At 34.1% G+C, this 16,686-nt stretch carries 9 protein-coding genes; 6 read left to right on the top strand and 3 right to left on the bottom strand.

Going from position 1 to position 16,686, the window contains the following annotated elements:
- The first annotated feature begins 225 nt into the window (after positions 1-225).
- From AC3WTI_RS13515 to AC3WTI_RS13500, 4 genes are all read left to right on the top strand, one after another.
- Positions 226-1,746, top strand: coding sequence for a putative polysaccharide biosynthesis protein (locus AC3WTI_RS13515; protein ID WP_087957515.1), 1,521 nt, complete (start codon positions 226-228; stop codon positions 1,744-1,746).
- 141 nt (positions 1,747-1,887) lie between these two features.
- Positions 1,888-2,991 carry a polysaccharide pyruvyl transferase CsaB gene (csaB, locus tag AC3WTI_RS13510; protein WP_087957516.1) on the top strand — a complete coding sequence of 368 codons (1,104 nt, stop codon included), beginning with the start codon at positions 1,888-1,890 and terminating at the stop codon, positions 2,989-2,991.
- Between the two features lie 679 nt (positions 2,992-3,670).
- Complete coding sequence (sap, locus tag AC3WTI_RS13505; RefSeq protein WP_097840885.1) at positions 3,671-6,115, top strand: S-layer protein Sap; 2,445 nt, start codon at positions 3,671-3,673, stop codon at positions 6,113-6,115.
- A 727-nt stretch (positions 6,116-6,842) separates the two neighbouring features.
- Positions 6,843-9,428, top strand: a complete 2,586-nt coding sequence (locus AC3WTI_RS13500) for an S-layer homology domain-containing protein (RefSeq protein ID WP_087957518.1) — start codon at positions 6,843-6,845, stop codon at positions 9,426-9,428.
- A 105-nt stretch (positions 9,429-9,533) separates the two neighbouring features.
- Here AC3WTI_RS13500 and patB1 read toward each other — a convergent pair whose 3' ends face one another.
- Entirely contained in the window at positions 9,534-10,724 is a 1,191-nt protein-coding gene (gene patB1 / locus AC3WTI_RS13495; protein ID WP_097840886.1) for a secondary cell wall polysaccharide O-acetyltransferase PatB1, read from the bottom strand.
- 120 nt (positions 10,725-10,844) lie between these two features.
- Complete coding sequence (locus AC3WTI_RS13490) at positions 10,845-12,260, bottom strand: MBOAT family O-acyltransferase (RefSeq protein WP_087957520.1); 1,416 nt, start codon at positions 12,258-12,260, stop codon at positions 10,845-10,847.
- 228 nt (positions 12,261-12,488) lie between these two features.
- Here AC3WTI_RS13490 and AC3WTI_RS13485 point away from each other — a divergent pair, with 228 nt between their 5' ends.
- Together AC3WTI_RS13485 and AC3WTI_RS13480 are read left to right on the top strand one after the other, a co-directional pair.
- The gene (locus tag AC3WTI_RS13485; RefSeq protein ID WP_098903354.1) at positions 12,489-13,946 is read left to right on the top strand and encodes an MBOAT family O-acyltransferase; all 1,458 of its coding nucleotides are present in this window, start codon (positions 12,489-12,491) and stop codon (positions 13,944-13,946) included.
- 9 nt (positions 13,947-13,955) lie between these two features.
- The gene (locus AC3WTI_RS13480; protein ID WP_253621490.1) at positions 13,956-14,987 is read left to right on the top strand and encodes a hypothetical protein; all 1,032 of its coding nucleotides are present in this window, start codon (positions 13,956-13,958) and stop codon (positions 14,985-14,987) included.
- A gap of 39 nt (positions 14,988-15,026) precedes the next feature.
- Here AC3WTI_RS13480 and AC3WTI_RS13475 read toward each other — a convergent pair whose 3' ends face one another.
- Positions 15,027-16,406, bottom strand: a complete 1,380-nt coding sequence (locus AC3WTI_RS13475) for an O-antigen ligase family protein (protein ID WP_253621491.1) — start codon at positions 16,404-16,406, stop codon at positions 15,027-15,029.
- Positions 16,407-16,686: the final 280 nt, after the last annotated feature.

Below are 16,686 nucleotides of genomic sequence, written 5' to 3'. Positions count from 1 at the left end.
AAGTAGAAGTAGTAAATTGAAGAAAAAACTGGATAAAAATAAGATGTTATTGCACATAGTATATTTGAAAGCCATTAAAGAAAGAGAGTATTCAATGTATAATAAATTTGGTATGATAGCTAAATGAGATAAAGTGGAATTTTTCTAAAAAGAAAAGAATATAGTTATCTCGTTTTATGATGTAATATGTATGAAAATTATATATTGAAAGAAAAGAGCTAGAAGATGAATAATAAGTTTGTGAAAGGCGCTGCGATTTTAACGATTACAACGTTTCTATCGAAAGTGTTGGGAAGTTTTTTTCAAATCCCATTACAAAATATAGCAGGAGATGAAGTGCTGGGGATCTTTCGCCTTGTTTTTCCTGTATATATGATTGCTTTAACTTTATCAGTAGCGGGAGTACCGCTAGCTATATCACAGTTAATTGCTGAACTTCATGAGAAGAATGATAAAGAAGGGATTGCTAAACTATTTACGTCAGCATCTATTATTGGAGTAATATTTGGAGTGCTTGGATTTTCAGTTATTATGATTGGATCCAGCATGTTTGCAAATATGCTTGGCGGACAAGATACGAGACTCCCATTAATTATTACTTCATTTGCTTTATTAATCGCACCATATATGGCGGTATATCGAGGGTATTTCCAAGGTTTTGGAGATATGATTCCTACCGGGGTGTCACAAGTAATTGAGCAATTTATTCGTGTTTTCTTTATGTTAGCAATTGCATTCTTATTTGTATCTTGGAATAAAGACAGTGATGTTGTAACAGGTGGCGCAATGATTGGTTCTTGCCTTGGGGTAATTACATCACTTATCTATTTGAGATTGAAGTATGTAAAAAGTATATATCGTTATAAAAGCACTACATATTCATTACAAGATTTTAAAAATAATGCAAAAAAGATACTTCAGGTTTCGATACCAATTGCAATTGGAGCATTATCGATGCCGGTGTTAAACTTAGTTGATTCTGTAACGATTCCACATATGTTGCATGAATCTACTGCAACGATCCAAGAACAATTTGGTATATATAGTCGTGGCTTTGCGTTTACACAATTAATTGTCGTGTTTGCAAGTGCGATGGTATTTCCGTTAATCCCGTTGTTAACTGCTGCATTAACAAAGAAAGATATAGCGTTAGCAAAACAAACAATTGAACGAACAAATGAACTTGCTCATGTTTTAACAACGCCGATAACAATCTGGCTCATGGCGCTTGCAGTTCCGTTAAATATTGGATTGTTTACAGATGCGAAAGGGAGCGGCATGTTAGCTATTCTAATTGGTAGTTCGTATTTTACATCACTTATGGTATTATCAATAGGAATTTTGCAAGGAATTAACCGCTCTAAGCAAGCTGCGTGGATAGTTGTTGGAGCGAGTTTTGTAAAAATCATATTAAATATAGTGCTCGTAAGTAAATTTGGCATAACTGGTGCGGCTTATAGTACACTTATCATATATATCATGATTTGTATCTTAAATTATATATACATTCGAAAAGAATTGGCTTATTCGATTCGAATAGGGAGATTTTTTGCTGTAATCGGAGTATCTAGTATAGTAGGTATAGGATTATATTTCACATCTACTGTAATAAATGTGGTAAATTCTAGACTTATTGCAGTAATATATAGTGGTTCAGCATTTTGTGTGGCCATGTTCATATATGGCATATGCGCATTAAAGTTGAACTGGATATCCAAAAAGCAAATTCCATTTTTACGTAAATGAATTTTCCCATAAATGAGTATGGTTATTTATATGTTTGTGAAAGAAATCAATTTGAAGTTATCCAACTTTTCTTATTAAAGAGTTGATAGCAATTTGTTGAATGACAAAAAGTTGATTGCGAAATGTTGGAGGAGATTAAGAGTGCGGTTAGTTTTATCAGGATATTATGGTTTTTATAATGTTGGGGACGAAGCAATTTTGCAATCAATTATTAAAGCGCTACATGCAGAGGATCCTACTCTGGAGCTTGTTGTACTTTCGAATGACCCTGACTATACAAGAAAAATGTACGGTGTAGAGGCAGTAAATCGTTGGGATATAAGAGCAATTTATAAGGAAATAAAGAGAAGCGATGGTTTAATTAGCGGAGGGGGAAGTCTCCTTCAAGATAAAACGAGTATTAAAAGCATTTTGTACTATACAGGTATTATGCGGATCGCTCGTTTTTTGAAGAAACCGTATTATATTTATGCGCAAGGAATTGGTCCAATTACGAAAAGACAAAATCGTTTATTAGTAAAATGGCAAGTATCAAAAGCGGCATATATATCAGTTCGTGATGAAGATTCATTTTTATATTTAAAAGACATGGGTATTAAGAAAGATATCGAACTAGTTCCAGATCCAGTATTGGCATGTCAACCAGAAGGAATGAAGTCGGAGTGGCTGCAAAAACATTCAATTCATGGGAAAGTAATTGCAGTTAGTGTGAGGTATTGGGATGCGAAAGAAGACTATATGAAGAAGCTAGCAGATACGCTGAAAAAATTTAAGCGTGATGGATACCATATTTTATTCGTACCAATGCATGGGCCATTTGATCAAAATGCATCACGCGATATTATTAACTTAATGGGAGAAGAAGCTCATATGCTTCCGTATAAGCTGGATATTCATGAAAAAATTTCAATTTTGTCGGAATGTTCGCTTCTAATAGGGATGAGACTTCATGCGCTTATACTATCTGCGGTTGCTAATATTCCTATGGTCGGTATTTCATATGATCCAAAGATTGATTCTTTTTTACAACAAGTAAATCAGCCGATTATCGGAAACGTAGATGGTGACTGGTCAGCTGAAACTTTGTATAATGTGGCCGCGAAACAACTAGAACAAAAAGAATATGTACAAGTAACATTGGAACAAAGAGTAGAAGAGTTGCGAGAACAAATTTCAACAGCGTCTCGATACATCATAAGTGACTTGAATGTAAAAGAGTCCAAAAAAAGAGGAATGGGATCTTAATTTAAGAGGACATCCTCTTTTTTATTTTTTGAAAAAAAGAAAATGTCGAAAGAAATGGAATGTTTGTAGAAAAATGTCGAATTATGTGAGTGATTTTAAACTTACGCTCATAAAAAAGGAAGTTTAAGAGATAAGATGTATGTTTAAAAATCCTAACATTAATATATAGAGAATGTTAGGATTAAACGTTTTATTTAGTAAATTATAAGAAAATAGGTATGGTGATTTTGAAAAATTTAATGCTTAGAAAAAATGTCGAATTATAGAAAAATAGGTTGTCGATTAATGTCGTAATATCTCTATAGTTAGATGTTGTAATTGGAAACCTTTTTCTGTTATAGTTGTAAATGGTTATAAGAAGATTGTTAAAAATGTAATTCTGGCGCGTTTTTCTATTCATTTAAAATATTCTGATTTTTTGATCTGTACCTTTTAAAATGAAAGTCGAAAAAACGATCGTTTAGAATTGTGAAAATTCACTTTTTTGTCGAATTTAAGGTTTTAAATTGGATGAAAAGGGTGTATGATTTCTTTGTGATTCTATAATACGGAATATCTCATTATTCTGTATAAAGGATACCTTAACCACATTTATATCTACTAGTTTCAAAAATAAATAGAATATCTATTTAAAAACTGATGAAACTAGTATTACATTCCTAAGGAGGAAATATATAAAATGGCAAAGACTAACTCTTACAAAAAAGTAATCGCTGGTACAATGACAGCGGCAATGGTAGCAGGTGTTGTTTCTCCAGTAGCAGCAGCAGGTAAATCATTCCCAGACGTTCCAGAAAAATTCTGGGCAGAAGAGTCTATTAACTACTTAGTAGAAAAAGGCGCAGTTACAGGTAACGACAAAGGAATGTTCGAGCCTGGAAAAGAATTAACTCGTGCAGAAGCAGCTACAATGATGGCTCAGATCTTAAACTTACCAATCGATAAAGATGCTAAACCATCATTCGGTGATTCTCAAGGCCAATGGTATACTCCATTCATCGCAGCTGTAGAAAAAGCTGGCGTTATTAAAGGTACAGGCAACGGCTTTGAGCCAAACGGAAAAATCGACCGCGTTTCTATGGCATCTCTTCTTGTAGAAGCTTACAAATTAGATACGAAAGTAAACGGTACTCCAGCAACTAAATTCAAAGATTTAGAAACATTAAACTGGGGTAAAGAAAAAGCTAACATCCTAGTTGAATTAGGAATCTCTGTTGGTACTGGCGACAAGTGGGAGCCTAAGAAAACTGTAACTAAAGCAGAAGCTGCTCAATTTATTGCTAAGACTGACAAGCAGTTCGGTACAGCAGCAGTAACAGTTGAATCTGCTAAAGCAGTTACAACTCAAAAAGTAGAAGTTAAATTCAACAAAGCTGTTGAAAAATTAACTAAAGAAGATATCAAAGTAACTAACAAAGCTAACAACGATAAAGTACTAGTTAAAGAAGTAACTTTATCAGAAGATAAAAAATCTGCTACAGTTGAATTATATAGTAACTTAGCAGCTAAACAAACTTACACTGTAGATGTAAACAAAGTTGGTAAAGCAGAAGTAACTGTAGGTTCTTTAGAAGCAAAAACAATTGAAATGGCTGACCAAACAGTTGTAGCTGATGTGGCAACTGCATTACAATTCACAGTTAAAGATGAAAACGGTACGGAAGTTGTTTCACCAGAGGGTATTGAGTTTGTAACTCCAGCTGCAGAAAAAATTAATGCAAAAGGTGAAATCACTTTAGCAAAAGGTACTTCAACTACTGTAAAAGCTGTTTACAAAAAAGACGGTAAAGTAGTAGCTGAAAGTAAAGAAGTAAAAGTTTCTGCTGAAGGTGCTGCAGTAGCTTCAATCTCTAACTGGACAGTTGCAGAACAAAATAAAGCTGACTTTACTTCTAAAGATTTCAAACAAAACAATAAAGTTTACGAAGGCGACAATGCTTACGTTCAAGTAGAATTGAAAGATCAATTTAATGTAGTAACAACTGGAAAAGTTGAATATGAGTCATTAAACACAGAAGTTGCTGTAGTAGATAAAGCTACTGGTAAAGTAACTGTATTATCTGCAGGAAAAGCACCAGTAAAAGTAACTGTAAAAGATTCAAAAGGTAAAGAACTTGTTTCAAAAACAGTTGAAATTGAAGCTTTTGCTCAAAAAGCAATGAAAGAAATTAAATTAGAAAAAACTAACGTAGCGCTTTCTACAAAAGATGTAACAGATTTAAAAGTAAAAGCTCCAGTACTAGATCAATACGGTAAAGAGTTTACAGCTCCTGTAACAGTGAAAGTACTTGATAAAGATGGTAAAGAATTAAAAGATCAAAAATTAGAAGCTAAATATGTGAACAAAGAATTAGTTCTGAATGCAGCAGGTCAAGAAGCTGGTAATTATACAGTTGTATTAACTGCAAAATCTGGTGAAAAAGAAGCAAAAGCTACATTAGCTCTAGAATTAAAAGCTCCAGGTGTATTCTCTAAATTTGAAGTTCGTGGTTTAGAAAAAGAATTAGATAAATACGTTACTGAAGAAAATCAAAAGAATGCAATGACTGTTTCAGTTCTTCCTGTAGATGCAAGTGGATTAGTATTAAAAGGTGCAGAAGCAGCTGAACTAAAAGTAACAACAACAAACAAAGAAGGTAAAGAAGTAGCCGCAACTGATGCACAAGTTACTGTACAAAATAACAGTGTAATTACTGTTGGTCAAGGTGCAAAAGCTGGTGAAACTTATAAAGTAACAGTTGTACTAGATGGTAAATTAATCACAACTCATTCATTCAAAGTTGTTGATACAGCACCAACTGCTAAAGGATTAGCAGTAGAATTTACAAGCACATCTCTTAAAGAAGTAGCTCCAAATGCTGATATAAAAGCTGCACTTTTAAATATCTTATCTGTTGATGGTGTACCTGCAACTACAGCAAAAGCAACAGTTTCTAATGTAGAATTCGTTTCTGCTGATACAAATGTTGTAGCTGAAAATGGTACAGTTGGTGCAAAAGGTGCAACATCTATCTATGTGAAAAACATGACAGTTGTAAAAGATGGAAAAGAGCAAAAAGTAGAATTTGATAAAGCTGTACAAGTTGCAGTTTCTATTAAAGAAGTAAAACCTGCAACAAAATAATTTAAAATCATTTGATACATGAAATGATCAATAAAAGCCTATGAGAAAATAGACAAAAGTCTATGAGTATCATAGGCTTTTTATTTTGCTCTTATTTCATATACATTTGAGGTTGAAAGGAGTAGTTTTATTGAGAAAAAAATCGAAAACGTTTTCAAAAATAGAAGAATACCTCATTGATATGTAAATTATTTGTAAATTAACACCTTTTTCTGTTAAAAAAACATTCGAAAAGAAGAAAAAAATGTCGAAATATAATATTTTTAGTCGTAAGAAGTCTGAAAATTGTATTTATTGCAAAAAAATATTTAGATGATGAAGTGGAAATATGTGCTATAATTCCAATTGTGTATTCGATATGAAAAATATACGAAGCGCAGTGAGAGTGGTTTATAGGAAAACAGTTTATTCATTTCTATATTTAAGTATTATTGATATCCTAATAGTACGATTAAAAGACTGAATTATCAGAATGTGTCGGATCTTCTTTTGAGAAAGTTCTTGATAACGAATGGTTTTGTATAGTATGATGAACTTGTTTCAGAAAATGGTATTTAAACCTTATATTTACATCTAACGGTTTGTATCATTTTATTATGTGAACTACTTTTCATTATAGTAATTTTGTTTGTGTTTTTATTGTTTTATGGCTTTTCTAACTAGCTAGTTTTCAAATTTAATATGATATGAAACTAGTAGCATATTCCTGAAGGAGGAAATTTATAAAATGGCAAAGACTAACTCTTACAAAAAAGTAATCGCAGGTACAATGACAGCAGCAATGGTAGCAGGAATTGTATCTCCAGTAGCAGCAGCAGGTAAATCATTCCCAGACGTTCCAGCTGGACATTGGGCAGAAGGTTCTATTAACTACTTAGTAGAAAAAGGTGCAATTACAGGTAAGCCAGACGGTACATATGGTCCAACCGAGTCAATCGATCGTGCTTCTGCGGCTGTTATTTTCACTAAAATTTTAAATTTACCAGTTGATGAAAATGCTCAACCTTCTTTCAAAGATGCTAAAAATCTTTGGTCTTCAAAATATATTGCAGCAGTTGAAAAAGCTGGTGTCGTTAAAGGTGATGGAAAAGAAAACTTCTATCCAGATGGAAAGATTGACCGTGCTTCATTTGCTTCTATGTTAGTAAGTGCTTATAACTTAAAAGATAAAGTTAATGGCGAGTTAGTTACGACATTTGAAGATTTATTAGATCATTGGGGTGAAGAAAAAGCAAACATCCTAATTAACCTTGGAATTTCTGTAGGTACTGGTGGTAAATGGGAGCCGAATAAATCTGTATCTCGTGCAGAAGCAGCTCAATTTATCGCATTAACAGATAAAAAATATGGCAAAAAAGATAATGCACAAGCATATGTAACTGATGTGAAAGTTTCTGAACCAGCGAAATTAACATTAACAGGTACTGGCTTAGACAAACTTTCTGCTGATGATGTAACTCTTGAAGGAGACAAAGCTGTTGCAATCGAAGCAAGTGCTGACGGTACTTCTGCAACTGTAACACTTGGTGGTAAAGTAGCTCCAAATAAAGACCTTACTGTAAAAGTGAAAAATCAATCATTCGTAACGAAATTCGTATACGAAGTTAAAAAATTAGCAGTTGAAAAACTTACATTTGATGATGATCGTGCTGGTCAAGCAATTGCCTTTAAATTAAACGATGAAAAAGGTAACGCCGATGTTGAGTACTTAAACTTAGCAAACCATGACGTCAAATTTGTAGCAAATAACTTAGACGGTTCACCAGCAAACATCTTTGAGGGTGGAAACGCTACTTCTTCTACAGGTAAACTTGGTGTTGGCCTTTCACACGGTGACTATAAAGTAGAAGTACAAGTTACAAAACGTGGTGGTTTAACAGTTTCTAACACTGGTATTATTACAGTGAAAAACCTTGATACACCAGCTTCTGCAATTAAAAACACTGTATTTGCGGTAGATGCAGATAAAAACGGTGTAGTATACGGTAATAAACTTACTGGAAAAGACTTTAAGTTAAACAGCCAAAACTTAGTTGTTGGTGAAAAAGCACAAATTCATAACGTAGTTGCTACAATTGCTGGAGAAGATAAAGTTGTTGATCCAAACTCAATCAGCATTAAATCTTCAAACCACGGTATTATCTCTGTAGTAAATAACTACATTACAGCTGAAGCTGCTGGTGAAGCGACACTTACTATTAAAGTAGGCGACGTTACAAAAGATGTTAAATTTAAAGTAACGACTGATTCTCGTACATTAAAATCAGTAAAAGCTAACCCAGATAAATTACAAGTTGTTCAAAATAAAACATTACCTGTTACATTCGTAACAACTGACCAATATGGCGATCCATTTGGTGCTAACGTAGCTGCAATTAAAGAAGTTCTTCCAAAAACTGGTGTAGTTGCAGAAGGTGGATTAGAAGTAGTAACGACTGACTCTGGTTCAATTGGTACAAAAACTATTGGTGTTACAGGTAACGAAGTAGGAGAAGGTACAGTTCACTTCCAAAATGCTAACGGTGAAACTCTAGGTTCATTATATGTGAACGTAACAGAAGGTAACGTTGCATTCAAAAACTTCGAACTTGTATCTAAAGTAGGTCAATACGGCCAATCACCTGATACAAAACTTGACCTAAATGTTTCTAACACAGTTGCATATCAATTATCTAAGTACACTTCAGATCGTGTATACTCTGATCCTGAAAACTTAGAAGGTTATGTAGTTGAATCTAAAAATCCAGCTGTAGCTGAAGCTAAAATTGTTGGGAATAAAGTTGTTGTTAAAGGTTTAAAACCAGGTAAAGTTGATATCCACTTAACGAAAAATGGTGCAACTGCTGGTAAAGCGACAGTTGAAATCGTTCAAGAGAAGATCGCTATTAAATCTGTAAACTTCAAACCAGTTCAAACAGAAAACTTCGTTGAGAAGAAAATTAACATCGGTACTGTATTAGAACTTGAGAAGAGTAACCAAGATGATATCGTAAAAGGTATTAACTTAACGAAAGATACACAACATAAAGTACGCGTTGTGAAATCTGGTGACGACCAAGGTAAACTTTACCTTGATACAAATGGCAATGCTCACTTCGATTTATTTGATCAAGAGCTTGGTCATGTAACAGTATCTCAAACAAGTGATTCTGCACTTCCAAACTTCAGTGCAGACATCTACAATACTTTAACTACTAAGTACACTGACAAAGGTACATTAGTATTCAAAGTATTAGGTGAGAAAGATGTTCTAACAAGCGAAATCGGTTCACAAGCTGTACACGTGAACGTGCTTAACAACCCAAATCTATAATTCGATTATAGATAAAGTGAAAAATCAGTGGGGATAAATTCCCACTGATTTTTTTGCTGCAAATAGCGAAAAGAAGCCTCTTGTATATTTACAAGAGGCTTCTTTCTATTTCTTAAACTTAAACATATCCCCACTCAAATTCGAATCACTATACACGAACAATACCATGTTAATATTGTTGTCTGTAATGTATTGATATACATCTTTTTCGTGATAGTGACGCAGGTCGAGGATAGATGTATGTTTAAAGCTTTTTGCTAAGTGTGGCACGATTGCGTTTGCGAATGAGTCTTTTAGGACTAAGGCGCGTACTTCATTTGGTGCATTGTTATTTTCGATGACGATTTCTGGATAGTCGTCTGTGTAATAACCTGCGTATGATGTTGTATCTTTTTGTTTTTCTACGCCGTATATGTCAGCTAAGTTTTGATGAACAGTACCTTTTACATCTTTTGCGGTTACGCTTGTGAAGTTGAAACCGTCTTTCGGTGTGTAGTAGCACAATTTTTCACCCGTTGCATCGATGAGTTGGTATAGCTGGTTGTTGAAGCTTCCGACTAAATGCTTATTTTGCGCACATGTACGAGTGTAGTCTTCTTTTTTTATTTCTTTTCCTTTATATATAGAAGATTGTTGCCCGATTGTGTTCATTATATATTGGTAGCCTACGAAGGCACCATCTATATTCCAGTGATGATCCGTTTTGAAATACATGTCCTGTATTTCTTTGCTCGTATAGTTCTGTTTGAATTGCTCCATCAGTTTTATTGGCTTTACGTCAGCTGGAAGTTTGTTTAGAAAGTAATTTAAATTTTCCTGTGCATATGTGTGAATATGAGAAGGTAATTTAAATGATAATGCATTCGTTTTTGACGGCGGTAAAGCAAAGTAAAACTCAACGTTTTGTTCTTTTAAAAAGTGAGATAAATCGTTTATAGCGGGCATGGATTGGTCAATTTCATTATATTTTTTCGTCCACGCCGGGTTTTTAAGGAGCCATTTATCATCAGTTAAAATAATGTCGTTAATGAGAGATTTCCCCATATTAATTTGAGCAATCGTATAGTTTTTAATTAGCTCATCTCGTCCGATTAGTTGATCATTTGTGTATGTTTCAAAATCTTTAAAGAAGCTACCAGCTAGGAGAGCTTCTTTCGTAAGTGCTGGTTTTTGAGCGAGCGGCCGATTTTCAACTGGTGAAATGTCTCGGTCTGTTTTGAGTAACGATAATATGCCAAATGAAAAGATAATGGTGAGAAAACCGATAAACAGGATGAGGTTTCCCAATTTTTTCATAATAACTTTTCCTTCCTACATAAAGTGAAACTTGAATTAGTGGAGGGTGTTCATGCCCCGCTAATTATGAGCCTTAACTCATTGGGCTTTTAAGAGTTGCCCAGCAAATAGCTGGATAAGTTAAAACCTGAAATAAATAAATGGGTTATATGTTGAGTTAATCAAGTACATAACCGAAATCATAAATAATGTTAGTAATAATATAGGACGTACAAATTGCATTGTGAACATGTACGTTTTTGGTGCAAGTTCTAGTATGTTTTTCACTCGTTTTAAAATTGGTGTCGCTGCGATAAAGGCAATGAGAAATACGATAATGTATTCATGTACGTATAACATTGTATTGTCATCAATGAGAGATTGCCCATCTATGCCGAACATCGCTTTTAAATATTGGAACGAGTACGCGAAGTTGTCAGCTCGGAAGAACACCCAGCCGATCATAACGATTAGTAATACGTATGCATGTTGCAGCGGTTTCCATAGTTTGTTTAATATTTTTTCAAATCCAGCTTTTTCAATTGAAATAATAAAGCCGTAATATAAGCCCCATGCGATAAAGGTCCAGCTCGCTCCGTGCCATAAACCAGTTAATCCCCATACGATGAAGAGGTTACGATAATTCGCTAGTTTTGAAACGCGGTTTCCGCCGAGCGGGATATATATGTAATCGCGGAACCAAGAGCCAAGTGTAATATGCCATCTTCTCCAAAACTCTGAAATAGATTTAGAGATGTATGGATAGTTGAAGTTTTTCGGGAAATCAAATCCGAACATTTTTCCAAGTCCGATTGCCATATCAGAGTATCCTGAGAAATCGAAATAAATTTGCAGGGTATAGGCGATAATACCGATCCATGCCGTTCCAACACTTATTTCAGATGGTGGTAAGGCGAAGATTTTATCAGCGACAAATCCAACTTGGTTGGCGATTAATATCTTTTTCGCTAGTCCAAGAACGAAAATTTGAATACCTTCTGTGAATCGTTCAAAAGAATGGATGCGCGTTTTAATTTGCTCAGCGACAATATTGTAACGAACAATTGGTCCGGCAATAAGCTGAGGGAAAATAGATATATATAGCGCTAAGTTAAGTGGATTTTTTTGAACATCCCCATCTTTACGGTATATATCGATGACATAGGACATCGCTTGGAATGTATAAAATGAAATTCCAATTGGTAGTGGAATAGGTTCCACATGAATAGATAAGTGCAAGACGTTGTTTAAAATGTCTGTGAAAAATGAAATATATTTAAAATAAGAAAGTAATAAAATATTTCCGACCACAGCCATAATTAAAAATGTGACTTTCATATTTTTTCGTTTATCATAATGATGCACGAGTAGACCGAAGCAGTAGTTTAATACAATGGAAAAGAGCATTAAAAGAACGAAACGTGGTTCGCCCCATGCATAGAAAATTAAACTAAATGCAAGTAATACGAAATTACGTAGCTCGGCACGCACTATAAAATAGAAAAATAATACGAGAGGTAAAAAGATAAATAAGAAAATCGAACTACTAAATACCAAAGGACTCTCCTCACTTTTTTGAGATACATTTCGTGCAAAAAAAAACCGACATATCTATTATATATTCTTTTATATAATGATGCCTTTAATATTTTAGCATGTTAATAATTCGATTAAAATAATTATTCTATATAATAGAAGAAAAGCGGTATGGAATCCTTTTGACACTCGCTATCTGGATAAGATAAGATGAATAAGGTGTGATTTGTTTAGAAGGGAAGAGATGGTGTGTTATTTAACTCGTTTGAGTTTATTTTTTTATTTTTACCGATAGCATTTCTTTTATATTTTCTATTAAATAAATTGGGACAAACTACTTTAGCGAAAGCTTGGCTTGTGGCAGCATCTTTATTTTTCTATAGTTATTGGAATATAAAATACTTGCCGCTTATGTTAATATCGCTCATTGTGAACTACTTTATTGGAATGAGGCTCGTGAAGCATAAGAGTAAATTCCTTTTAACGGTAGGTTTAATATTTAATATAGGAATGCTTAGTTATTTCAAGTACTATGATTTCTTTTTACAAAATGTGAATTCGTTATTTGGAACTCATTTTACATTATTATCATTAACGTTACCGCTTGCGATTAGTTTCTATACATTCCAAAAGATTGCGTTTTTAGTAGATACATATCGCGGGGAGACGGAGGCATGTCATTTTCTTGATTACGCTCTGTTTGTAACATTTTTCCCGCAACTTATTGCAGGTCCGATTGTGCACCATGCGCAAATTATGCCGCAGTTTGCTGATCGTAGTAAAAAGCGTTGGCAATCGAATTATATCGTTCTCGGTATTTTTGTATTTGCCATCGGTATTTTCAAAAAAGTAGGGATTGCAGATGTTTTATCTCCCGTTGTACGGGAAGGGTTTGATGTACAGCAGTCGCTAACATTTGTTGAAGCGTGGCTTTCATCATTAGCGTTTACATTCCAGTTATACTTTGATTTCAGTGGATATAGCGATATGGCAATTGGGATTGCGTTAATGTTTAATATTAAATTGCCTCAAAACTTTAATTCCCCGTATAAAGCGGTGAGTATACAAGATTTTTGGCATCGTTGGCATATGACATTAAGTCAGTTTTTAACGAAATACGTGTATATTTCTCTTGGAGGAAATCGAAAAGGAATTACGCGTACATACGTCAATATTATGATTGTCTTCTTAATAAGTGGACTTTGGCATGGTGCTGGTTGGACATTTATTTTTTGGGGATTTTTACACGGATTAGCTTCTGTCGTTCATCGTTTGTGGAATAAAGCAGGAGGCCGCATGCCGGCCTGGGCAGGATGGCTCTTGACGTTTTTCTTCATTAATATAACGTGGGTATTCTTTAGAGCAACATCGATGCATGATGCGGTGAAAGTGCTAAAAGGAATGTTTGGATTTAATGGATTCGAACTAGCAAATAGCGTGTTTCCGGTATTTATTATTGAGAAACTACAATTTTTAAAAGAGTACGGTGTTTCATTTACTGAAGCATACCATGTTTCATTATTAAATACGGAAATAGTAGCGTATATTTTCGGAGCATTATGTATTAGTTTCTTCTTAAAAAATTCAATTCAGTTAAAAGACTCATTCCGTCCGACAGTATGGACGGCGTTATTTACTGCAATATTACTTGTGTATAGTGTGCTACATTTAACGAGTATTAGTGAGTTTTTATACTTTAATTTCTAGGTGGAGAATATGAAAAACAAACAGTGGCTTATTTTCGTTTTTGTATGTGTTTTTGTTCCACTTGCAGGTGTTGGAATATTTAATGGCTATGCAGATTCACTTTGGTTATTCTCGCATAAAAATAAGTGGAATGATGTTCAGTTTGGGTTTAATGAGAGACAACAAAAAACGAATTATATAACATATCGTCCGTTTACTTATGATGGCGTTATACTTGGAAGTAGTAGAACAACGTTTATCAATGAGAATGATTTTCTCGGATTAAATGCATTTAATTATGCGGTAAGTAGTACAGATCCGCGTGAGTACGATGCGTATATTGAATATGCAAAAGAGAGAAAAGGTAGTGAATTATCTTCTATTGTGATTGGTTTAGATTTCCTTGGAACAAACAAAAATAGAGAAATCGGTTTTGAAAAGCCAGAAGTATATATTAATGAGGCGCAAAGCTTACTATATCCAATTAAATCGTATGTGAGTATGGATGGGATTACATATTCCCGAAATACAATTCAAAACTCCATTCATCACAATAAGACTATTGATGTATATAATCGCGATAACATAAAGTCGATGCGTGAGTATACGAAAGAAGAGCGTGATACACAAATTGCCGCGCAAGTAGATAAATTTAGTAGAGAGATCTATGGCGGGAATTATGAGTATCAAAATATGAAGGAAATATTAGGTACTGTAAAATCCCATAATCCGAATACGAAGTTTTATATTTTTACAACTCCTGTTTCAGAGCCATTGTTCCGTACGATGATTCAATCAGGTCGATGGGAAGATTATAAAAGATGGCTCCATGATGCTGTCGATGTATTTGGAGAAGTACATCATTTCATGTATTTAAATTCAGTAACAAAGAACTTAGATAATTATATGGATGGACATCATTTCAGACCAGAAGTCGGGAAGATGATCGCACATAAAGTTGTAAAAGAAGAAGATAGTAATGTACCGAAAGATTTCGGTATTGTTATTACGAAGGATAATATTGATGAGGTGCTGGAGGAAATTCGGGCGTCTTTTCAGTAGAATAAAAAGAAGCAGCATCCAAGTAGATGCTGCTTCTTTCTATTCTATTTCTAAATCAACAATTAAATAAGCGAGTATCACAACGAAGAAAATACTAACGGCTGGTGCTGTTAACACGTGTCCAGACATAAAGCCGATACCGAGCGATAAGACGAGTGTGCTAGCTAGTAGCATATGTTTTACGCTAAATAGTTTCTTGAAGTTTGTGATCAAGCGAATGAATATTTTTATACCGAAATAAAGAAGAGGCAGTAAGTACATAAGGAATCCGACAATACCAAATGCAAAGAATAGGTCGTGGAAATCCATTTCGACTAATTTCATTTTCGTTGTATAGTTACCAGCGTAGCCCATTCCAAATAGTTTTTGAGATAGTGGTGCGTCTTTATAGTATTGTTTATATACTTTTAAAAATTTGTCGCGATCACTGTAAATTAAGCTCTTCATTTCAGAGTCTGTTAGTTCGCCTTCTTTATGTTCTTCTTCTGTAATTACTTTTCCTTCTTTTCGGTCTTTCTCTTCTTGTACTGATTTTTTGTATTCATATATTTGTAAATGGATGGTCATGTTTTTTGCGATAGGAGTTTGCGGTGTAAGTACGAGTAACCCTCCTAATACGACAGCAGCAACAACTGTGTTTACAAGATATGTGAATCCTTTTCCTTCTTTTTTACGATGTATCATATATTCAATGAATAAGAAGAAAAGAGCGATGCCAAGTGTAATAACGATGGCACCATAGCCTACTTTCGTTCCAATCATAATGCTTGCATACATCGCAAGTACAGTTGGAATCCAGTAATACACTTTTGAGAAAGAAGTTGTTTTATGAACCGAGTATAAGACAACGATTGGGAACATAATTGCGAAAATGGAACTTAAATCATTTCCAGCAAAGAACCATCCTCTTGAACCGATCTTTGAGTTCGGATAGCTTGGGAAATCTGTACCACTTGCCATAGCGGCGATGATTGAAATACTTAAAATTAACGTTGCATATAAGAAATACGTAATGATTTTATGAAACGCATATTCGTTATTTTTTAATTCTTTTAGTGCGATAATATATCCAAACAGTAGTACAATTGGATATACACTTTTCAAAATAAATTTCACTTCTTCTCCAAATGAAACTGGAGATTTAACCATTAAATTATTCACAAGGCCGATTGCAAGTACGATGCCAAAGAGACATAAATAAAGAATATACTTTTTCGCGCCTTGTTGTTTATGATGAAGAAGTAGATAACCTAATGCAAGAAGCATAAAGGCGAAACGGACTACGATTCCGACTGTTGCGCTCATGTGTAATACATAGATTGAAAAAGACGTTAATAAATCTAAAATTGGTTGAAACACGATGAATAGCAGTAGGAAATGCGGGAAGTAGTTATCCGTCTGTTTTAACTTAGTAACCATATGTTCCTCCATTTCTTCATTCCTTTATTTCAGCACCCCTCTATATAATAGGAAGGGGAATGAATTTCTATATTTGATTTTTATATCAGACTTAAGAATACACCATTTCATTGTAATGGTAAATAGATGAGAAGAGGCGATAAAACGACTTTAATTGCTATATTTTTTAACGGAATTGTATGTTTTATACAAGGATATATACACAATACGAGATTATTAGACAGAAAATTAAGAAAAAAGAAGGGTTTTTTACCTTCTTTCTATAATTATATAAGTATAA

It is taken from the genome of Bacillus sp. EB106-02-03-XG38 (genome assembly GCF_058792175.1).
This window is presented reverse-complemented; position numbering and strand designations above follow the sequence as displayed.